The 2,189-nt window shown below is 65.2% G+C and carries 1 protein-coding gene and 2 pseudogenes; all 3 read right to left on the bottom strand.

All coding sequences use genetic code 11. The features are described from left to right. Window positions 1-502: pseudogene (locus ACRDUX_RS41620) on the bottom strand (F0F1 ATP synthase subunit beta); the annotation flags it as partial. Window positions 503-545: 43 nt separating this feature from the next. Next, window positions 546-1,469, bottom strand: a complete 924-nt coding sequence (locus ACRDUX_RS41615) for a F0F1 ATP synthase subunit gamma (protein ID WP_526423541.1) — start codon at window positions 1,467-1,469, stop codon at window positions 546-548. Between the two features lie 23 nt (window positions 1,470-1,492). Continuing rightward, a pseudogene (locus ACRDUX_RS41610) lies at window positions 1,493-2,189 on the bottom strand (F0F1 ATP synthase subunit alpha); the annotation flags it as partial.

Here is a 2,189-nt window from a genome sequence, read left to right as displayed (position 1 = left end):
TGCCCACGCCGGCGCCGCCGAACAGGGCGATCTTGCCGCCGCGCACGTACGGGGTGAGCAGGTCGACGACCTTCAGGCCGGTCTCCAGCATCTCGGTGCGTGGCTCCAGCTCCGAGAATGGCGGGGGCTTGCGGTGGATCGACCAGTGATCGAAGTCCTCGCCGTAACCGGGCTCGTCCAGGCAGTGGCCGAGCGCGTTGAACACATGGCCCTTGACGCCATCGCCGACGGGCACCGAGATCGACGCGCCGGTATCGGTCACCTCGACGCCACGCACCAGTCCGTCGGTGGGCTGCATGGAGATGGTCCGCACCAGGTTGTCCCCGAGATGCTGGGCGACCTCGAGCGTGAGGGTCTTGGCCATCTGCTCGTAGGTGATCTCGGCGTGCAGCGCATTGAACAGCTCCGGTACGGAACCGCGCGGGAACTCGATGTCGACGACCGGGCCGGTGATGCGGACCACGCGACCTGCGGTCTTGGAATCTTCTGCGGTGGCAGTCATTTTCTCTTCGCTTCTCTTTGCTTCCGGTGTTGTCTATCGAGGGCTATCGGGCATCGGCAAGCGCGTTGGCGCCACCGACGATCTCGCTGATTTCCTGGGTGATCTGGGCCTGGCGCTCACGGTTGGCTTCCAGCGTCAGCGCCTTGATCAGGTCATCGGCATTGTCGGTGGCTGCCTTCATCGCACGGCGGCGCGATGCCGACTCCGACGCGGCGGCTTCCAGCATCGCCGAATAGACGCGCGTGGCGATGTACCGCGGGAGCAGGGCGTCGAACAGCGCCTCCGGGTTGGGCTCGAAGGAGAAGAGCGTCTGCGGCCCACTCTCCTGCTCGCCGACGTACTCGACCACCATCGGCGCGATCCGCAAGGTGAGCGCCGACTGGGAAAGCATCGACTTGAACTCGGTGAAGACGATGTGCAGTTCGTCGACCCCGAGGATGCCGTCGTCGCCAGGATCGTCACCATCGTCGTCGTCGCCCGCGAGGAATGCCGCAACCAGGGTGTCAGCAATCTCGCGCGCGTGTTCGTAGGTGGGCCGCTCGGAGAAGCCGGTCCACGACTCCGCCACGTCCCGCTCACGGAACCGGTAGTAGCCCAATGCCTTTCGGCCAACCGCGTACAGGATGGGCGTCTTGCCCTCTTCGCGTAGCAAGGAGAAGAGTTCCTCGGACTGGCGCAGCACGTTGGCGTTGTAGCCACCGCAGAGACCACGGTCCGACGACACCACCAGCACCCCGGCCCGCTTGGGCGACTCCCGCTCGACGAGCAGCGGGTGATCCAGCGCGCTGGCTCCCGCCAGCTCGGTGAGCATGCTGGTGATCTCTTCTGAGTACGGCCGGGCCGCCCGGACGCGGGCCTGCGCCTTGGAGATTCGCGACGTCGCGATCAGCTCCTGGGCCTTGGTGATCTTCTTGATCGACCCGGCGGAGCGGATTCGTCCGCGTAGTTCGCGCAGTGTTGCAGCCATGTGCTCTCCAGACCTCTCCGGTCCTACTTCTTCTTCGGCGCCGGCTTGCGGACCTTGACGGATTCCTTCTCGACGTCGTCGGGGTCGAGTGCCTCGGCCGCAGCCTCGTTGTCGACCACGGAGCTTCCGTCGGTGGCGGCGAATCCCTTCTTGAAGTCGTTGACGACCTCCGTCAGCTTGTCCGCGGCCTCTTCTGGAAGCTTCTTGGTCTCCCGGATGTCCTTCAGGATTCCGTCGTGACTGGCCTTCACGTGCTCGAGGAACTCGGCCTCGAAGCGCTGAACGTCTTCCACCGGAACGGAGTCGAGGTGACCCTTGGTGCCCAGGAAGATCGCCACGACCTGCTCGTCGACGGAAAGCGGGCTGTACTGCGGCTGCTTGAGCAGCTCGACGAGGCGGGCGCCACGCTCCAGCTGAGCCTTCGACGTGGCGTCGAGGTCAGAGGCGAATGCGGCGAAGGACTCCAGTTCGCGGTACTGAGACAGGTCCAGACGGAGCGAGCCCGCGACCTCTTTCATCGCCTTGATCTGGGCGGCGCCACCGACGCGCGACACCGACACACCGACGTTGATGGCGGGGCGCACACCCTGGTTGAACAGGTCGGTCTCCAGGAAGCACTGACCGTCGGTGATCGAGATGACGTTGGTCGGGATGTAGGCCGACACGTCATTCGCCTTCGTCTCGATGATCGGCAGCCCGGTCATCGAACCGGCACCGAGC

Origin of the sequence: Mycobacterium sp. (genome assembly GCF_050701675.1) — a bacterium.
In the GTDB taxonomy this organism is placed as follows: Bacteria; Actinomycetota; Actinomycetes; order Mycobacteriales; family Mycobacteriaceae; genus Mycobacterium.
This window is presented reverse-complemented; position numbering and strand designations above follow the sequence as displayed.

What these genes read in the sequence shown, in the direction of transcription:
- ACRDUX_RS41615 (WP_526423541.1), bottom strand. Translation starts at nt 1,469, where the DNA reads ATGGCTGCAACACTGCGCGAACTACGCGGACGAATCCGCTCCGCCGGG.